This window comes from Sphingobacterium sp. DR205, from assembly GCF_011064245.1.
Classification (GTDB): Bacteria; Bacteroidota; Bacteroidia; order Sphingobacteriales; family Sphingobacteriaceae; genus Sphingobacterium; species Sphingobacterium athyrii.
On record NZ_CP049333.1, the window covers coordinates 5,108,527 to 5,127,348 of the forward strand.

At 44.5% G+C, this 18,822-nt stretch carries 11 protein-coding genes; 2 read left to right on the plus strand and 9 right to left on the minus strand.

From position 1 onward, the window contains the following. Positions 1 to 40 precede the first annotated feature (40 nt). From G6053_RS21995 to G6053_RS22035, 9 genes are all read right to left on the minus strand, one after another. Positions 41 to 1,027, minus strand: coding sequence for a fasciclin domain-containing protein (locus tag G6053_RS21995; RefSeq protein WP_165308492.1), 987 nt, complete (start codon positions 1,025 to 1,027; stop codon positions 41 to 43). A 32-nt stretch (positions 1,028 to 1,059) separates the two neighbouring features. After that, the gene (locus G6053_RS22000) at positions 1,060 to 2,340 is read right to left on the minus strand and encodes a fasciclin domain-containing protein (protein WP_165308493.1); all 1,281 of its coding nucleotides are present in this window, start codon (positions 2,338 to 2,340) and stop codon (positions 1,060 to 1,062) included. Continuing rightward, complete coding sequence (locus G6053_RS22005; RefSeq protein WP_165308494.1) at positions 2,337 to 3,494, minus strand: fasciclin domain-containing protein; 1,158 nt, start codon at positions 3,492 to 3,494, stop codon at positions 2,337 to 2,339. The genes G6053_RS22000 and G6053_RS22005 overlap by 4 nt, the downstream gene beginning before the upstream one ends. 2 nt (positions 3,495 to 3,496) lie before the next feature. Continuing rightward, positions 3,497 to 4,738: a hypothetical protein gene (locus G6053_RS22010; RefSeq protein WP_165308495.1), complete on the minus strand. Its 1,242-nt coding sequence runs from the start codon at positions 4,736 to 4,738 to the stop codon at positions 3,497 to 3,499. Positions 4,739 to 4,746: 8 nt separating this feature from the next. Further along, positions 4,747 to 6,537 carry a hypothetical protein gene (locus G6053_RS22015; RefSeq protein WP_165308496.1) on the minus strand — a complete coding sequence of 597 codons (1,791 nt, stop codon included), beginning with the start codon at positions 6,535 to 6,537 and terminating at the stop codon, positions 4,747 to 4,749. Positions 6,538 to 6,539: 2 nt separating this feature from the next. Next, on the minus strand, positions 6,540 to 10,052 hold the full coding sequence (locus G6053_RS22020) for a TonB-dependent receptor (protein ID WP_241254805.1): 3,513 nt from the start codon (positions 10,050 to 10,052) through the stop codon (positions 6,540 to 6,542). A 131-nt stretch (positions 10,053 to 10,183) separates the two neighbouring features. Beyond that, positions 10,184 to 11,422, minus strand: coding sequence for a FecR domain-containing protein (locus G6053_RS22025; protein WP_165308497.1), 1,239 nt, complete (start codon positions 11,420 to 11,422; stop codon positions 10,184 to 10,186). A 97-nt stretch (positions 11,423 to 11,519) separates the two neighbouring features. Continuing rightward, positions 11,520 to 12,101, minus strand: coding sequence for a sigma-70 family RNA polymerase sigma factor (locus G6053_RS22030; protein WP_165308498.1), 582 nt, complete (start codon positions 12,099 to 12,101; stop codon positions 11,520 to 11,522). Between the two features lie 366 nt (positions 12,102 to 12,467). Further along, complete coding sequence (locus tag G6053_RS22035) at positions 12,468 to 14,723, minus strand: GH92 family glycosyl hydrolase (RefSeq protein WP_165308499.1); 2,256 nt, start codon at positions 14,721 to 14,723, stop codon at positions 12,468 to 12,470. Positions 14,724 to 15,231: 508 nt separating this feature from the next. Here G6053_RS22035 and G6053_RS22040 point away from each other — a divergent pair. Next, positions 15,232 to 17,064, plus strand: a complete 1,833-nt coding sequence (locus G6053_RS22040) for a hypothetical protein (RefSeq protein ID WP_206531795.1) — start codon at positions 15,232 to 15,234, stop codon at positions 17,062 to 17,064. Then, entirely contained in the window at positions 17,061 to 18,647 is a 1,587-nt protein-coding gene (locus G6053_RS22045) for a sulfatase (protein WP_165308500.1), read from the plus strand. The genes G6053_RS22040 and G6053_RS22045 overlap by 4 nt, the downstream gene beginning before the upstream one ends. The last annotated feature ends 175 nt before the right edge of the window (positions 18,648 to 18,822 follow it).

Consider the following 18,822-nt stretch of genomic DNA (forward strand, 5'->3'; position numbering starts at 1 on the left):
TTTTTTATAAATCTGCGTGAATAACACCCAGTCTTTCACCTTATTGTTGGAGTGTATGTCCCATTACATGGATGACTCCATTTCCCGCAAGTACATCCATACGTAGCGGTGTTAGTGCCCAGGAATTGCCGATGCCTTTAATAGTTATCCCCGTAAAACTATTGGGTACATTGTATTGACCAAGCAAGTTGATGGTCACGGTCTTTTCATTCAGCATCGTTTCGGTATAACTCGTTGTTCCATCAGGCGTCAGCAAAAAATAATCCTGTGCAAACTTGCGCTCTTTGGCTATATGGTAGCTCAGTAGTTTTTTCAACTCTACGGGGTCAGCCTTTTCGATCGCTTCCAGATCGGGATAGCCCATTTGTTTTATCGCTGTATTATTGAGTGCAAATACTGTATAATTCGCTGTACCTGCCAATGATTCCAGCAGTCCGGAAACCTTTAAAGCCTGATAAAACAGACTGAGATCCACATTCGCGGCCAGCGCCTGTTTGAGATTGCCGTGAACATTGGGAACCAATAGACGGTCAAGCACCTGCATCACACCATTAGAAGCTTTGGTATCAGCCTGCAGCAGTCGCCCACCATTGATCGTCGTCAGTGTATCTTTTCCGCGCTTCACGCGACTCCAATACACTTTGGTACCCAATAAAGTTTCCTCCTCCTGGTTCATTTTTAAGGCCTTTCCAGTAAACACTACCGGGGCTTTCAAGATATGATAATTTCCTTGCTCGGCGAGCTTGCCCGCTGGTTCGGCATATACTGCCGCTGGATTTTGATAACCAGCAGCCTTATAAGCATCGTCGGATGGGGCCAATAATGTATACGAACCATCCTGCATCAATATGTTATTCAGCCCACTTTTATACAGTGCCGTCGCGAGATAGGTCAGTCCAAAGTTATCCCGAACCACATCATTTAAGGTATTTTTTTCGACAGCCGCCGTAGGATTCACCGCATCCTTGGAACAGTTCACCAGGGATAATATCACCAAGATGGCGTATAGATAGTTGATTGATTTCATGTCTTTTTGTCTAATCGTTTACGCTTTTTGTACTATTTTGTCTTGTGCCACATGCTGAAATCATCCGGCACAATGATCCGATCAACAACATGGACTGGCCCCTGGATGGTGTTGATATTTTCCTCAATAATGTCCGAAGGCTGTTCTTTGCTTTTCACATGACCAACCCGGATGCGATTGCCTTCGTGGTAAAAACGATGGTAGATATTCTTGAATTCAGTCAACCTGTTGTTGTCCAACATTTGCGAAAAAATAGTTGCATTATTTAAAAAACGGTCCATTTGCACATCGACCGTAACCATGGAATAATCTTCATTGTAACCTGTCTCCAGTCTCGCACCTCCTATATACTGGTACTTGAGCAGGCTATCCACCGGAGTTAATTGGTTTGTTTCATAGTACCATGGGGTTTCGATCCGTCCATTCAATGCCCGTAGATCAGCCTCCGTATAAATGCCCATCCGGTTGAAAGCTGCATCGGTCGGCGCAAACAGTGTGCAATGGATTACATGTCTAGGCCGTTCACTACTGTAGTGAAAAGTACCCTCAAAATAATAGTTCCAATCGAGCATAAAACGAACCGGTAAACCAAAACCCGGATACATATTCATCATAAAATCATTGGCATATTCTGTATTGCTAAGTTCCATGGACTTTAAATACAAGGAAAAACGGCCGTCCTTTACCAAAAAATCGTACATCTGCTTCTGGGGAGCTTTAAGAACCTGCTCAATAATAAAAACATGTCCCTGCGCAACGGCAAGTTCCTGCCCAATCTTTAATTTCTTTCCATCGATAATGAAGTTTCCTCCGTCCATACTCAGTTGCTGCCGATAGAAATAAGGTACCGTCCGCACCAATGTACCATCCCGGGGTTCACCATCCAAAAATTTAGGATGCTTCAATAGTGTAAAATAAGTCAGATCCCGCCCTATCATAGCCAGTTGATCGGAACTGATTGCACCGTTGAGTACATGATAGCGCAATACAGTCTGCAAGGAGTCTTTTGTTAGCTGCTGTATTTTTACGGCCGTATATCCAGCGGTTTCCATTGCACTATTGTTCGAAACCAAAAAGGTTAATTTGGCCTGCGCCTGTTCGGTGGCCAGTACTTTATCCATGTCGGCCTTTTGCCACATTGCTTTAAACAAACTGGTATTCTCCGGCAGTCCTTCTAGCAGCGAAGGATAGGTTGGCACCGGGATCTCTTCTCCCACTGCGTCAGGCATAAACTCCGTCTTTTTACAGCCGGAAAATAAGAGAACGACAGCGAATATTGCAAGCGTAATATATTGATTTAAACTACTTTTCATCGTTGATTTGTCTTAGTTGATTCCTTAATCAATGCTTCTTCGGGCAATACCAAAAGGCTGTTTATTCCATGTACAACGCCATTGTCCGCTTTATAATCCGTTTGATAACCAGGTTGAAAGTTACTGATCCGTAGTGGCGTATTGGCTTCAGGAGCTTGGCTGTGAATAATAAAGGGTTCCATTGGCGTATTGGCGGAAATACCAAAATAATATAATTCATCACCCACGATGCGCGCACGATAATAAGGACTTCCGTAATAGCCTGAGCCCGGTAACTGTCCATAGATTGCCATATCGGAAAGAAAGAAGTGGTTGTACAGCAGATAAACATGCGACAATCGTTTGCCATATTTGCCAGGATCCAACTGAGCGATGTCATTGGCTGTTATTCCAGCCTTTTCGAAGGCTTCGTTATCGGGCGCAAAAACAGTGGTATTTGCAGGCGCTCCCAGGCGCTCCCAATCTCCCGTACGTTTGAGCAATGCAATAAATAAGCTATACTCAGGTTTGGAATTCAATACATCTTGTATGGTTGGATGATACTTCAGCACTTTGTCAACGACATGCAATACACCATTCGCCAATACAATATTCTGCGTCGCTAAGACAGATTTTGAGCCATTAACATAGAAGTCCGAAATTAGCGTACATTCCGCACAGACTTTTTGGTTTTTATAACCGATAAACAGTTCTTTTTCCATCATGTTAACATATTTGTTGTCGATGGTATTTGGTGGTACATCACTGGTATACAACCTGCGCGGCAAAATATGATAAAGCAATAGCTGCCGCAGGCTATCTTGCTTCATGCTCGCGAAATCACTGGCACGGACAATACCGAGATCATTGAAAGCTTTATTCGTTGGCGCGAACAGTGTATAAGGCCCAGGCTCTTTGAGCAGATCCAACAAATCAGCCTGCTTCAATGCAGCATAAAATAAGGTCAGATTATAGTTGTTACCAATAAAATCCGCTGCATTGCTGTATTTGTCACTTTCGACATACAGATCAAGATCTTTATTCTTGCATGCATGGAAAAAGAATGTGTTTAAAAGTAAAGCAAGCCAAAATAGTATTTTCATACTGCCCGATCGCATGCCGCCGGTCTGTCTGCCCACTGTTTGCTGATTTATAGCTAAAATATCAGGTCTCATAATTAATAAATAGGTTGCGGATATTTACGTTGTACCGTGGTCAGAAAGGCATTTCCATTGACGATTTCAATACTATTGACTACACCGAAAGTTCGTGGATTAGCTGTTCCAGAATGAACATTGACTGTTAGACCGGGAAAAAAAGTATTTAGATAATAACTGGGCGAATATTGTGCATGATCCATCAGGATATAGCCGAAAGTACCGTCTTTAACAGCAGGTTCCGTAAGCCCTCCCGGGACCGATGGCGGTTCGAGATAGGATCCTGCGGTACGCGGATCAATGGAAGGCGCAAACAACTGGATATATTGCCAGGTATTGGAATAAATCTTATTTTTATCCTGCAAGAAGATCGGGAAACCATAATAAGGCGTCACTTTAGGGGCACCAATGTTACGCAATATCTGACCAGCGTATTGATAACTAAAATTTGGAATACGTTGCTGCACTGTCGCTCCGGCAGCGTTCACACTTGGCTGAATATGCGTGATAAAAATATTCATCGTATCACGTATACCATAACGCAAGGACCTTGTTGTCCCCGGTACGGGCAATTTCTGTGAAAGGTCCGCCTGTAGAAAACCTTTGGCACTCAGGTTATAAAAATTGACATAAGTCAGGGTATCCGAAAAGCTCTGTTTATGGAAAGTCTCCTGACGTACATAGAGTCCGTTTTCCTTCGTCTTAAAGTCTTTCTGCAGTATATGTAAAGTATACACTTCACGGGAGGACAGATCAATAATTGTATCCAGAAATACTTTGCGCTGCTGCTCATCGGGCAATTGCGCGAAAGGCACAGTGCTGATAGGGCGTGCCATAAATAAAAAACGACGTTTTCCCGCAGAGACCTGTGCCCAATTTGTTAAATCAAAACCATTCAATATAGGTGCTGTGGGTACCAGTTCTTTACCCGGGTATTCGGGGTTGTATTTAGAAGTACTCAATCCGGCATGTGCGGCATTAGGGGCTGCATAAATATTCCGTTTATCCAAAAAATCACCTATCGCCAATCCGCCAATAGGTTTGCCCGATGCATCAAACTCTGGATCAATAAACATGCAAAAAAAGGGCTGCGCTTCTTCTTTATTATCCAAGGTGAGCGTATATGTCAAATTATTAAATACCCGGATATAGGCAGGATCTTCGACAGTACGATATTCGGTTTTTGTACAGCTAGCTACGCAAAAAATAAACGATAACGCGATAACTGCAAAAATGGGACAATTTAAAATCTTGTATTTCATAAAAATGATTATTTCGTATGTTTTACTACCATAAATTTCGCTTTGCGAGTTTCGGAGGTGCTTTTCAGATCACCTATCACCGCAATGGAGTATACCCCTGGTTCATGCAGTGGAACTTTACGCCCGACAGCAGTATACAGTTTTGGGTTTGCTACAAGTTGCATACTGGACATAGGTTTGACCTGTTCCAGCCAATCGCCGGGGATACGTGTTGGCAGCGAACTGTAAGCCATAAACTGATAAGGGCCACCGACATCATTGGAGGCACTATAGAGCAGCGAAGTATAAGGTTGCAGGATATTTAAAACTCCAGGAGCCATATTTACACCACTATCCATTGACCCTGTCCCAAAAGGACGGCCCTCACCGTTGGTGAATGTGGCATATGGCAAAGCTGCACAGAAATTCAGGAAACGGAAATTAAACATATAGCTGGACCGGACCCGGTCTATTGTTGCATTATTACCTGCCCCTTCTTTCCCTGTATAGACCGTCCCTGCCAAGTTATTGGCTGCTACTAGGGCCTTCGCTTTTTTGTCCTGATCCATGTAAAGCCAGGCCGTGTAATTTTGTCCGGGCTGTAGTTCAGTATCGATGGCGGCCAAAGCTTGTCCTGAAGCTGTTTCAATAACAATATGCTGCTGACCGCCGACCACCCGTAGATAGTTCGATGCCTTACCATATCCTGTGGCGGCTGTAACCTGGCCCTTAGTCTGCAACACCACGTCTTGTCCTGAAATGGCATTGGCAAGCTGTATCTGCGCATAGGTCCGATTCAGGGGTTCGCTGATATCGGCTATAATCTGGAAACCATTTTGCAGTTCGCGGATATCGTCAGTACCCGTGGTCCAGGTAAATTCTTTGGGATGGACGACAATAGTATAGATACCACCGGGTTGGAAGGTCTGAACCGGTGCATAGGTCTGGCCAGAAGACATTCGGCTAATGGCACCGCCGCCCATCTCCATGGTTGAGTTGAAGCGGTCAATAGTATTGTAATAAGTATGCCCCACAGCCGGAATCTGCCGGCCGTCATCCGTCAACAGTTTAAACTGATAGGTACCATAGGGTAGTTCCACATAATCCGACCAAGTATCACTGGCAATCTTTGTTGTGCTATTACCAACGGGGGTTCCATCAGCATAAGCCAATGTAATAGGTCCCGTAATATCTTCCATAGCGCTTGTTGGCATCAGCTTCTTGGCGAAATTAATGATCCGAATTTTAAAATGATCCGGACGTGCCGGAGCTGTCACACTGCGTGGTACCTCCACCAGCCTATCCGGTTTCTGCACCCTGCTTTCGTGATTGATCAGCAGGTAATAGTCCTTCGGAGTGTTGTAAGAATCGTGGACTGTAAATTCGACATCATGAGAAGCAATGGTCTTATTTGGTATCGGCACAAAGGTTGTCCTAAGACGTACTGTGCCATCGGTCTGAAAGAGATCCTGCGGCACGGTCCAGCTCTGCCCCAAGCGTCCATCTTTCGGAAAATAACGTGTTCCCGGTGGCGTCAGCTCTTCGGGTGGAATATAGCCCGAACGCTGTGGGGGCACAAAGAAATTTGTCAGACTGTCGCCATTAGCAATCAGCTGTGCATTCTCGGATAAATTGACCAAGCGTATATTTGAGGCTTTTTCAGCATCTGGATTAGGTCTATAGTCAAAAGTGTAATCTAAGTTTTCCCGTTTACAGGAGAGGACAAAAATACTGACCAATAGCAGTATGACCTGTAGCAGGGATAGCCACCCCATCGCATTCAAGCGCTGTCCATTATTTCCTTTTTTTTGCTGTTTCATACTTATAAAATGTTATAGGTAAATCCAACCATAATTTCTGTACCGCGTTTGTAGCTCCGGTTGAGGTATTCGCGTCCATACCATTTGCCACCTGTATTTGGATTGGCATAAACCGTTTTGATGGCCGGGTTCAGGATATTCTTTGCGTAACCTTTAACGAGCAACCTCTTATTCAACTTTTGACTGAATACCAGGTCCATCATGGAAAATGGCCGCGTATAGAGATCCGGCTCTCCGGTAAGATTGATCTGTACCAGCCTTTCGCCTACCGTATTGTATGTCGCTGTGATATCCGTGCCCCATTTTTTATTGTTATAATTCAGCCAGGCATTGATACTATAGGGAGCCTGTTCAAAGAGCGGGCTATTGGTCGGTGCATTCCGGTCGATAGACCAGTTGGCAGCAAGCCGTTCCGGTGTTTTCTTAATATTGCTCTGCGCAAGCAACAGGTTCGACCCCAAGAAGAAATCCTGTGCGGGTTGCCAGAATGAGCCTAAGTTTTTCACCAGTTCCAGTTCAATTCCATAGACCCGGCCCCGGTTGGGGTCGTTCTGAAATTGAATGATCGGAAATTCCGGAAAAGTAGCGGCAAGTCCCTGTGTCTGTAGGCTGAACACCTTCACCAACTGATCATTGATTTCTTTCCCAAAGGCCGAAACAGCAATGACTTCACCGCTATTGGGAAACCATTCCCAGCGAAAATCCAGATTTTTGGTCGACTGGTTTTTTAAGTTTCTGTTTCCGACGACCAAGCCCATCTGGAAAGCGTCAAATTCGTAAACATTGGTAATTTCCCGTAATTCAGGTCGCGCCAGTGTGGTATTGAATGCAACCCTAAAGTTCATGTTATCGTTGAGGGTATACGTTGCATTGACTGAATAATACGGTTTGTAGCCCTGTTTATAGGCCGAATTTGGATTCTGTGGGTTCAGGTTTACGGTCCCGTTTGCATTGGCTGCTGTCAGGGATGGATCCAGATATACATTCGCCGTATCCACCGCGGACTGGATATTGGTATTTTCAAACCGCAATCCACCGGCGACCCGAAGTTCATCCGTCAGTTTCAGGTCCAGCATTCCATAGAACGCATTGGTTTCGTAAAATCCGGTGTAATTGTTAGGTGATTTCTGGATGTTGTACAAGAAGCCCCCCACGGGAAAGTCACCTTCACCTACCCCGCCTGTGGGTACGCGCACACCGACCACCTCATTGCTGACCAGGCGATCTAGATTACCTTCCACATCATACAGTGGAATTGAGGAAAATTTACCAGGACCATAAGCACCATAACTTGTAAAATTAGATCCCGGCAGAAACAGTACGTTTTCCCCAAATTTCCGCTCACGGTTCAGGTAGTTGAATCCTGTTTTTAATTCCTGTTTATGGCCCGATAACTTAAAAGGAATCGTCAGATCAGCTTTGTAATTATAGTTGGTTTCGTCCAGATTCCGCCAGCGCCGTCCATTCGGATCAGCCTGAAGAATACCGAAAGGACCAAATCCATTGACATAACCCGAGCTTAACGCATAATAGCGTTCGGTATAAACATAGTCTACATTCCCCGTATTCGGGAGATGGGCAATACTTGGCCGCTCAATGGCACCGCCATAGCGCGGTTTGTAATCCACCATATTGACAAAGCGGTAATCCGGATCATTCTGGTTGGATTTGGATGACGCCATATTATAGCTCAACCGTGGTGAATATGCACTTGTTAAAAATTTGTGTTCTCCTTGTAGATTAAAGGTATGTAGCGTGCGGAAGGTTTGCTTTAGCGAGTAGGTGGTACTGTTTACTTCACCCGGTAAACCCGCATAGTAATATCCGCCACGCAGGTTCGTTGCCTTATTCTCCCCGCCCCAACTGCCCAGATACTGAAAACTCACTTCATGTCTCGGGTTAAAGCGATAGGTCAGACCACCCAATAGGCCATAATTAAGCGTCTCGACACCAGTATTTTCCTTGTAGGTCTGATACTTGCCCATCACAATATTATTGGTGGTGGTAAAATTAGGGATCTTGCGCTGGCTATAGATATAGGGGCTACCTGTGACCACACCTTGGTAAATGCTATATTGTGTCAGGTCTCCGTCGTAGATATTGCTTGTGCGTCGGTAATAGTTTCCGCCGAGAATCACGCCCAATTTATGTTTATCAAAAAGGGTGTAACTGTTACCGAACGTAGCGGAATACAATTGATTGAGTGGTGCTCGTTTGGTCTGTGAGGTCAATACGGGGTCAAATCCCTGCATAATGCCATTGATGCGATTGACCTCCTGGCGCACTTCAGGACTATAATTGCTCGAGGCAATCAGCTGCTGAATCGAACTGAGGCCATTGGGGTATTGTTTGGATAGATTCAGAAAGTCTTTGGAAAGATCTTTCTTATTGATTGCCGTACCTAATACGCCCATATCGCTATTCCAGAAACTGTTATACTTGCCGCCAACTCCGATATTGGAATTGAAGCCTGTCTGCGCGATCACTTCAAACGTCATCTTTTCTGGCACCGATTTGGTCTTCAGTTCGACGATGCCCGAAGCCGCATCGGCAGGCTTATCCGGTGTGACGGTCTTATAGACGGTAATATTATCCAATAAAGACGCCGGAACAAGATCCAATGGGATAGCACTGCGGTCAGGATCCGAGGATGCCAACCGTACGCCATTCAACTGTCCGATCACCGAGCGGTCGCCCAGTCCACGTACCGCCACGTATTTATCGTCGGTTATGGTCACCCCAGTCACACGTTGCAAGGCCTGTGTTGTGGTGATACTACCGGTACGTTCGATCAATTGAGCCGAGATCGCATCCTGTACGATGGATGCTTTGCGGCGTTCTTCGAGCACTGAAGCTTCGGTATTCGCTCTTTTTCGGGCCTGCACTGTGACTTCAACTTCCTCCAATGCAGTCGTTAGGGACTGCAAACGTATGGTTATATCAGCTTGCTGTGCAGTGACACTAAGTTCTTTCCGTTGGTAGCCCAGTGAGGTAAAGACAAGCACCCCATTTTGACCGGAGATCGCGATGGAAAAATTTCCATTTACATCTGTTGAGGTTGAATTTTTGGTATTCTTGACACTAATGGAAATCCCTGCCAGTGGCTGTCCTGTACTCCCGTCCAGTACCCGGCCACGGACCGTGGTGGTTTGGGACAAACGAACAGGCTTTTTTTCGTCCACCGGATCTTCCGGTCCTGTACGGCGAATGGTTACAATCCTATTTTTGACCGTATAGGCAAAAGGAAGTTTTTCAAAACAGCGTTCCAGCACCTGTTCCAAGGGTGCATTCACCACATTGATCGTGATGCGCGGTGCATGATCAAAGATCTCCGCGTCATAAAAAAAATCATACCCCGTTTGTACGCTAATCTGTTCCATCAGATCAGCCAAAAGGGTCTTTTGCTTATTAATAGTTAGGCGCTGACCATATGTAGCTGCACTTAAATGTGCTAGTACACAGGTTAATAATACCATGGTGATTTTCATAACACGCATGACTTGATGAAAATTCATACTTTTGTCTTGTAGTTATAGTAAATGTTAAAAATTGACGACACATCTTTTTTAATGACTTTAGCTATTTCGGGCGGTGATGTTGGTAGCATCGCCGCTTATTTTTTATCCAATGTCATGGTAATGGGTAATTATTTCTTCACGATAATCCTCCTTTCTTTGATCTCCAGTTTCACCTTATTGATGGAAGCGATCATTTCCGTTACCGCCGATAGCGATTGACTTCGGGATACCTTTCCCGTAAATTTCATTGTGCTTAATTCAGGAGGACATTCCACCGTGACATCGTACCATCGGGCGATCTTGCGCAGAATACCGCCTAAGTCTTCCCGACGGAATATAAAATACCCATTTATCCAGGCTAAGTTTTGTTGTATATCTGCTTCCGAGAGCAGCATATTGTTTCCGACCAATGCCTGCTGTCCGGGTTTGAGCAATTCTGATTTCCCGCTATGTGCGGCAACGAGGCGTACGCTCCCTTCCAACAGCGTTGTACAGTCATAAGGTTCATCGGCATAAGCGTTGACATTGAAGGTGGTTCCCAATACCTGGATCACCTGTTTATCGGTCTCGACAAAAAATGGTACGCGTTCCTTATTTTCGTTAGTGATTTTGGCTATTTCGAAGTAGACTTCGCCGGTCATTTTTACCCGACGTTCTTTTTTTTCAAATTCCACTGGGTAGGTCAGTGAAGATGCCGCATTGAGCCATGCCCTACTTCCATCAGGCAGTGTGACACGATATTGTCCGCCATTGGGCGTGTTGATGCTATTATAGGATTGTGTGGATGCTCTTTTATCTACAGCGGCATAAACAATTTCACCTTCGGCTGTTTTTTGTACTTTCACTCCACCTTGATCTGCAATGCTTCCTTTGGCAGCATCTGATAAAGAGATCGTCGATCCATCTGCCAGTTTCAAGATAGCTCTGTCACTGCCGGGAGTGATACGGTTCTTTTGATGAACAAGTTGCTCTGACGGTTTGGCTCCCTGAGGGATCCACAACCAGAGCAACGCTCCCAGTCCAACAAATAACAGGATAGCTGCAGCATACCATTGTATCCGTTGTCGGATTGGGATAATACCTCTTTTACGTAAGTTCGGCTTGGTTTTATCCGATGGGATCAATTGCTCCTCTTCCATCCTTTCATGCAGACGACGCTGCCAAACTGTAATTTGCCCACGATCATGCTGTGGAACATCTGCCGAAGAATCCCAAAGACTGTTTGTCTGTTCAGCCATGATCTGATGTAGCAGGATCAAATTGTTCGGATCGTCCAGAAAATCTGCGATAAGCTGCTGTTCTGCAACAGTGCATTTTCCCTGCAGATATCGCTTTAACAGTTCATTTGTGATTATTTGTTCGTCCATTTTTTTGCTTCTTCACATATAAAGGCGCAGAAATGAGACTGTACCACCTACGGTCAATCAAAAAAAAACACAACTAACTGATATTGAGAAATAAAAATTAAAAAAATAGATTTAAAAACAGTAGCAGAAGAGATAAGATTCCTTTACGAAAATGTTTTAGTGCAGCGACCATATAATTTTCGATGGTGTTGATAGATAGGTTGGTTTTCTGTGCAATCTCCTTGTAACTGAAGCCCTGCTCACGGCTGAGTACAAAAACCTCTTTACGCTGGGAACTGAGTCCAGACAAAAGCTTCTGATACTGTTCTTCTTCCTCCTGACAGCTCACTGCATAATCGGCCATGCGGTATTCCACCGCGGTAGTTTCGGCATAATCCGCCACTGTTTCCACAATATTGCGGCGCTGTTTGCGCAATTGGCTAATCACAGCATTGTGTGCCGCTCGATGGAGGTAATTATTTAGATTATCAGGAATACTAAACTCCTGGCGTTTTTTCCAGAGCCAGAACAGGATATCTAGTGCAATTTCTTCAGCAAGAAAGGCATCATTGAGATACAAGTGACATGTTGCATACAATTTTGGGGAATAACGGGCCACAAGCTCATTATAAGCTTTCAAGTCGTCATCCTGACAACAGCTTTCCAATAATTCGCGGTCTGATAAGTTCGTATAATTCACCCCTGGTCAAAATTTTCGATCCTAGTTCTTTTTCTCTGTATGACCGGCAAAGGAACATTCCTTTCATCGGTCACAATGGCAGGGAAGCATTTCCAGGCCAATTACAGGACATTATGCTTCCGGTACTAAATTCTTAAAGAAATATGTGGGCAGTGTGTGTTTAGTATTATGTTTCTGTTAAGTGCATTCTTTCGCAAATCTTTATCATTGTAGGACCGACTTGTCAACAATGGTCACAATAGAGAGCCTATGATCTGTCTCCGAAACCAATAATAGGTAAATAAAAAAACCGTTGGAAGCACTTCCAACGGTCTATGCCAGTTTTTTAAATTATAGTAATACCTTCTCTATTTCTTTCGATCAGGATTAATTTGCCCAGTTTCTGTTCGCTTTGTCCCCCATCACAAATTCAAGCGTACCACCGTTCAGGATATCCGCATGGTTTAGCTGTGTACTATTCAATGGTTTTCCGTTTAACGTAGCCGATTGGATATACTTATTTTTTGCTGACGCATTTTTTCCGATGATCACAAAAGATTTTCCGTTCGGCAGGCTTAACGTTGTTTTCCTGAAAAATGTCGATCCAATGCTATAGGACGCCAGTCCGGGTGTAACAGGATAAAAACCTATCTGTGAAAAAACAACAAAAGCAGACATACCACCACCATCCTCATCACCCGGTACCCCCATCACGTCGTTTCTAAACCACTCGCCAATTAGTTTGTGGATACGCTTTTGTGTCATCCAGGGTTGTCCCGCATAATTATAGAGGTACGGAATATGAAGGGCCGGCTCATTGGCCATCGAAAACTGACCGACATTCCCCGTATGATCCGGTAATTGTGCATAGAAATCAAATTTGGAACGTCCCAGCGGCTGTTGGAACATTTCATCCAAATATTGGACAAACAGCTGGTTGCCACCCATCAACTTAATCAGGTCGGGGATATTGTGCTGTACGTCCCAGCGGTAGATCCAAGCATTATTTTCACCATAATACCCCCTGGCTCCTTGTCCTCCGGCGAAGACATAGTCAAAAGGCATGATAAAATTACCTTTTTCATCTTTGGGGTGGAAAAATTTGGTCTGTTGATTAAACAGATTTCGGTAATTGAAAGACTGCTTCATAAACAGATCATAATCCGCTTTTATACCCAATTCGTTCGCCAGTTGCGCGAGACACCACAAGTCATAAGAAGTGCCGAGGGTAACCGCTACAGGCTGACGTTTTTCAAAGCCATGTACTTCTGGGTAAATTTCCTGTTCGCCCGGGTGCAAAGCCGGAATATAGCCCTTTTCTTTGAAAAATTCATCCATTTTTCCTGCAGGCTTGCCCGACCATGGCGCCAAGGTTTTTTCGGTAATCGCTCCTTTTGCAGCCAGATATGCTTTCTGAATATCAAAACCACGAATCCCTTTCCGATAGGCATCCAGTAAAGTTGCTACGCCATGGTTGGAATTCATTCTGCGGCTATCTCCTGTGATCTCTGGAAAAGTCGGCAGCCAAGGCCTGTCCATCTGCTCCGACATCCGCACAAAGGAATGGAGAATATTCGATTCTGACGCTGGGTCCAGAAGAACGCGTAGGGGGTGATGGGCGCGATAAGAATCCCATATCCAGTCATCTGTAAAAAAAGGTTTACCTTCATCCGAATGTACTTTGCCGTCAAATGCACTAAAATAACGCCCCCCTTCAGAAATGTTGACCGGCCGCTCATAAGTGCGGTACAAAGAGGTATAGAAGACATTTTTGTCCGATTCACTGTCGCCTTCCACAGCAATCTTTCCGAGTGCTTGATTCCAGATTTTACGGCCATTTTCTGCTAGTTTCTTTTGATCAAAATCAGCAATTTCACGGTTCAGATTTGCTTTAGCCTGTACTGCGTCAATAAAGGAAACGCCGTACTTGATTTTTAAATTCGCTCCTGCCTTGTCAAATTGCAGGACAAGACAAGCATTTCTGCCCTTTGCGTCCATACCTTTTTCTAATTGCTGACCCTGCAGTTTACTAACTCCAGTTGGTTGAATATCAGGAACGGCATAGATATACACACGTGTGCCATTGCCAATTTCCTGACTGCCTGAAAGAGCTTGTCCATCCCAGTTCAATTCCCCGTCGCGTGAATTGAACTGCAGGTATGTTGTCGCTGTGCTCGGAAAAGCAAACGTGTACATGCCCGACTGATGAGACAGCGCATAATCTACTTTAATATCTTCCTGATCTAAAACAACTGAATAACGATAAGGCTTAATCTCCTCCTGATCATAACTGTACAACTGCACAGGTTTAAGCTCCTTGGGCAACTGCAGCATTGGGCTTAGATTAAAAGCCGACGATCCACGATGGCTCGTAACAATAAGTGGAAGGCCATACAGACGATCCGAGGTAAAATCGTCCCTTTCGGGATAGACCCGCAAGATACTGTTAGGCAGATGGACAGTCGGGTAGGTTGGCACCAGTAAATGACTGATATTACCCATATATGGATTGACATAATCCACAAAATCTTTTTGTTTTTGGGACTGGGAAAAACCTTTTAGCAAAAAGATAGACAAAAAAGAAAAACAACAGACTGTCCGTAGAAAGGTTTTATGTTTCAGATTGATATTCTTATTTAGCATTCTAGAATTATTAAGTGATTAATGGTTTAAGGGCCAAACATCCGTTTCGCCCTTAAAGATAATTTTTTTTGACCACATTTATTCCCTCCGTATCCATTATTTAGGTCCTTTCAGGAGGCCCGTTTGTTTTACTTGTTTAATACTACCATCAGCATGATCCTCCAGGCGGTCTATGCAGATCGAACGCGGCCAATCAATGAACTCGCTTTTTTTGCGAAAGTTCACTATGATGATAAAAGGCATACTGTTCCCTTCACAATTTAGATTTAGCCTGATCTCAATTATAAAATTTTAGAGAGAAACCGAACATTTCTCCAATTATCTACAGCTCGTCAAAACAGTCTATTTTTCGTTACCAACAACGAGATATGATGGTCTCCGGTGTTGCTTCCATTCGGGTAAAAATATTGCTACGGACCAGAGTGGAATTGGGATGTTAAGGGATAATGCCTATATTCGGCAAGCATTCATCCAATTGGCTACAATAGCGCATAAACCATCAATCAATATGAAATTACATACGTGCTGGGTACGATCGACACTGATTACTTTACTGGCAACATGCTTTTACCTGAACAGCATTGCTTCACAAGCCCCCAAAATCGTTTATCTTTCCGATTATGGTGTACTTCCCAATACCGGGACCAATAGCGCTGCTACAATCAATCAAGTCCTTCAGACAATTCTCAGAAAGGCCAATAGAAATCAGTCTCTCATTTTAAAATTCAAAAAAGGACGCTATGACTTTTATCCCGAGGGCGCATTATCACGAACATACTATATTTCCAACCACGATCAGGATAATCCCAAGATAGTAGGTATCGCATTCGAACAATGCAACAACCTCACGATCGATGGCCAGGGCTCAGATTTCATTTATCATGGCCGGATGTTGCCGATTGCATTGATCGAAAATAAAAATCTGACCCTTAAAAATATCCATATAGATTTTGAACGCCCACAGATCTGTCAGGTCCAGATCCTGAAGAATGACACGATCAATGGCACGATCGTTTACAAGACAGCTCCCTGGGTGACTTACACAATCAAAGACAGTGTATTTTACAATACCGGCGAAGATTGGGCCATGCGTCCAACATCCGGAATCGCCTTTGAGGAAAAAACCAAACGCATCGTTTACAATACCAGTGATATTGGGGTAGGAACAAAAAGAGTAACCGAGCTTTCGCCGGGTATTATCCAAGCCGAGCAATGGAAAAATCCAAAGCTTATTCCGGGCACCGTCGTGGCCATGCGTGCAGGACATCGCCCCAACCCCGGTGTTTTTGTCCATAAAGGAAAAGATATTCGACTTGAAAATATCAGCGTGCATTATGCGGAAGGCATGGGCTTATTGGCTCAGCTCACCGAAAATATCAGCCTCGACAGATTCCAAGTGGCACTGCGCGGTGATCAAGATCCCCGGTATTTTACCGCACAAGCTGACGCGACCCATTTTTCAGGTTGTAAAGGTGTTATTGTCTCTAAAAATGGGCTATACGAAAATATGATGGACGATGCCATTAACATCCACGGCACTTATCTCAACATCACGACAAGACTGGACAATAAAACACTGGTGGGCCGTTATATGCATGACCAATCCTACGGATTTGACTGGGGTGATGCCGGAGACACGGTGCAGTTTATCCGATCAGGGACGATGGAACTTTGGAACCAGAAAAACCAGATTCAATCCATTCAGATATTGCGCAACAAAGAGGATGATCCGGTCCGTGAATTTAAGATTACGTTCAAACAGGCACTCGATCCGGAAATAGATCCTGCGAAAACAGCTATCGGTATTGAAAACCTCACCTGGACACCTCGCGTTGTTTTCAGCGACAATACCATTCGTCACAATCGTGCACGCGGGGCTTTGTTCAGTACACCGAGAAAAACCCTCGTCGAAGGGAATCTTTTTGACCATACCTCGGGCACTGCAATCCTACTCTGCGGCGATGCCAACGGCTGGTATGAGACCGGCAGCTGTCATGATATTGTGATCCGGCACAATACATTTATCAATGCGCTGACCAATATGTTTCAGTTTACCAATGCGATTATCTCGGTCTATCCTGAAATTCCTGACCTCAAAAATCAACAAAAGTATTTTCATAGCGGTATAGTCATCGAAGATAATCTTTTTGAGACCTTTGATAAACCCATACTCTATGCGAAATCCGTGGATGGTCTAGTTTTTCGCAACAATCGGATCAGGACAAACAGGGCGTATCCGGCATTCCACTGGAATAAAAAACCTTTATTCTTCGAGCGCGTCGTTCACGATGAAATTTCGAATAACACCATCGATGGCAAACCATTTCATCTTTCGCTATGATATCCTTTAAAAACAACAGCAACCTGATTTTATTGCTGTTATTTAGCAGTGTGGGACTAAGATGCCTGGCACAGTCGGCCAATCAGTCACAGGATCTCAATACGAATGAACGCCCCAATATTGTGGTATTTTTTGTGGATGACCTGGGCTGGCAGGACATGTCCGAACCATTCTATTCCACCAAAACAGCTATTAACGAGAAGTTTCATACACCACATATCGAATCACTGGCCAAAGATGCCGTTAAGTTTACCAATGCTTATGCTACGCCGGTATGCACGCCCTCGCGGGTGAGCTTTCTCACAGGGTTAAATGCTGCACATCACCGGGTAACGAATTGGACACATCCGAAAGCCAATACAGCTACCGACAGCAACGATGAGATCCTTAATCCACCTGACTGGAACATCAATGGATTGAGTCCGGTACCAAATATTCCTCATACCATATATGCGACACCATTTCCCAGCATCCTTAAGTCTAACGGTTACTACACCATCCATATCGGTAAGGCCCATTGGGGATCTGCTGGCACACCTGGCGCCAGTCCGCTTAATTTGGGTTTTATGGTCAATGTGGCCGGCCATTCGGCGGGACATCCACAAAATTACTATGGCGAACAGAACTATGGCAACCTTCCGAGCAAAACCAGTTATCAGGCTGTACCGGACCTGATGGAATACCATGGGTCATCCACTTTTCTGACGGAGGCACTGACGCAGGAAGCACTGAAAGCACTTGAGGAACCTATTCGTCGCAAGGAACCCTTTTTCCTCCATTTTTCCAATTATGCTGTTCATGTCCCAATTCAGCCCGATCCGCGTTTTGTACAGCGCTACCTCGACCGGGGTCTGGACTCTACTGAAGCAGCTTATGCCTCTTTGGTGGAAGGCTATGACAAAAGTATTGGCGATATTGTCCAGTTTCTAAAAGACAAAGGCATTTACGACAATACGGTTATTATCTTTTTGAGCGATAATGGCGGGCTCAGTCTCAGCCCCCAGCGTTCGGGAGAAGTCCATACACAGAATCTGCCGCTCAAAGCGGGCAAAGGTTCTCTTTACGAAGGGGGCATACGTATTCCACTGCTGATAAAACAAGCCAGCAGGCATGAACCGAGCAGTAATCCTACACCCGTTATGGTAGAAGACCTATTTCCAACGATTCTCCATATGGCAAAAATAAAGGATTATCAACTCGTACAGCGCGAGCCGGATGGCAAGGATCTGACGAGTCTGCTAGCAGGCAAGAATGACGACCGATGGAATAACCGTCCCCTTATCTGGAATATACCCAATAAATGGACTGTTCCGGATGGTCCGGGTATCAATTTCTTTTCGGCGCTACGCCAAGGCGACTACAAGTTGCTTTATGACATGAAACAGGGGAAATTAGAGCTCTACAATCTGAAGGAGGATATCGGTGAACGCAACAACCTCGCTCCCCGAATGAAGGAGAAAACAAAAGCACTCAGCAAGTTACTTTCCGATCAACTTCGGATATGGAAGGCACAGCTGCCGACTTACAAGGCTACTGGACAACAGGTTCCCTATCCTGATCAGCTAAAATCTGTAGACCAATAGCGTTTATTGTCAACAAAATAGTTTTTTAAGTTGGCTCAACTTTTATAGAAAGCCTTACGATCAAATCGCAAAGGCTTTTATTTTAAACCTAATAAAACTGATACATGATTAACACGGATAAAGCTACTGGATGGAAAAAAAATATTAGCTCTCGTTAATCAACTTCTGTAACCAG

What these genes read in the sequence shown, in the direction of transcription:
- G6053_RS22015 (WP_165308496.1), bottom strand. Translation starts at nt 6,537, where the DNA reads ATGAAACAGCAAAAAAAAGGAAATAATGGACAGCGCTTGAATGCGATG.
- G6053_RS22045 (WP_165308500.1), top strand. Translation starts at nt 17,061, where the DNA reads ATGATATCCTTTAAAAACAACAGCAACCTGATTTTATTGCTGTTATTT.
- G6053_RS21995 (WP_165308492.1), bottom strand. Translation starts at nt 1,027, where the DNA reads ATGAAATCAATCAACTATCTATACGCCATCTTGGTGATATTATCCCTG.
- G6053_RS22000 (WP_165308493.1), bottom strand. Translation starts at nt 2,340, where the DNA reads ATGAAAAGTAGTTTAAATCAATATATTACGCTTGCAATATTCGCTGTC.
- G6053_RS22040 (WP_206531795.1), top strand. Translation starts at nt 15,232, where the DNA reads ATGAAATTACATACGTGCTGGGTACGATCGACACTGATTACTTTACTG.
- G6053_RS22025 (WP_165308497.1), bottom strand. Translation starts at nt 11,422, where the DNA reads ATGGACGAACAAATAATCACAAATGAACTGTTAAAGCGATATCTGCAG.
- G6053_RS22020 (WP_241254805.1), bottom strand. Translation starts at nt 10,052, where the DNA reads ATGAATTTTCATCAAGTCATGCGTGTTATGAAAATCACCATGGTATTA.
- G6053_RS22010 (WP_165308495.1), bottom strand. Translation starts at nt 4,738, where the DNA reads ATGAAATACAAGATTTTAAATTGTCCCATTTTTGCAGTTATCGCGTTA.
- G6053_RS22035 (WP_165308499.1), bottom strand. Translation starts at nt 14,723, where the DNA reads ATGCTAAATAAGAATATCAATCTGAAACATAAAACCTTTCTACGGACA.
- G6053_RS22005 (WP_165308494.1), bottom strand. Translation starts at nt 3,494, where the DNA reads ATGAGACCTGATATTTTAGCTATAAATCAGCAAACAGTGGGCAGACAG.